1 protein-coding gene is annotated in these 308 nt (G+C 52.9%); it reads right to left on the bottom strand.

Annotation, left to right across the window (positions count from 1 at the left end; all coding sequences use genetic code 11):
- A partial coding sequence (locus tag KDM89_RS21375) for a ChuX/HutX family heme-like substrate-binding protein (RefSeq protein WP_329604725.1) occupies positions 1 to 308 on the bottom strand: 308 nt, incomplete at both ends.

The following is a 308-nucleotide window of genomic DNA, read 5'->3' as shown; positions in this document are numbered from 1 at the left end:
ACGCCTGCTCACGGTTCAGGCCGAACTCACGGACAATCTGATTAAACTGATGCACGTCGCTCATTTCTTTCCAGGCTAGCTGGAACTCCTTCACATCCACCTCCTGATCCGGCTTCGCTGTCAGCGTTGGCCGCGTGCGTTGAATGTGCAACGCAAGCTGTTGTTGCGGATGACGGAAGTCTTGTACCAATTTGTCATAAACCGCGATACTGGCTTCATTTCTGAGGTAGAGCTTATGCACAGACTGGCCATAGGCATCAAAAAATTGCAGGCTGCGGCTAATATTGCCGTCGCGACCTGGCTGCGCC

The sequence above is a fragment of the Cognatundibacterium luofuense genome (assembly GCF_018139685.1).
In the GTDB taxonomy this organism is placed as follows: domain Bacteria; phylum Pseudomonadota; class Gammaproteobacteria; order Burkholderiales; family Burkholderiaceae_D; genus Undibacterium; species Undibacterium luofuense.
Note: the sequence above shows the minus strand (reverse complement) of the source record. Positions and strands in the feature narration are given on the sequence as shown.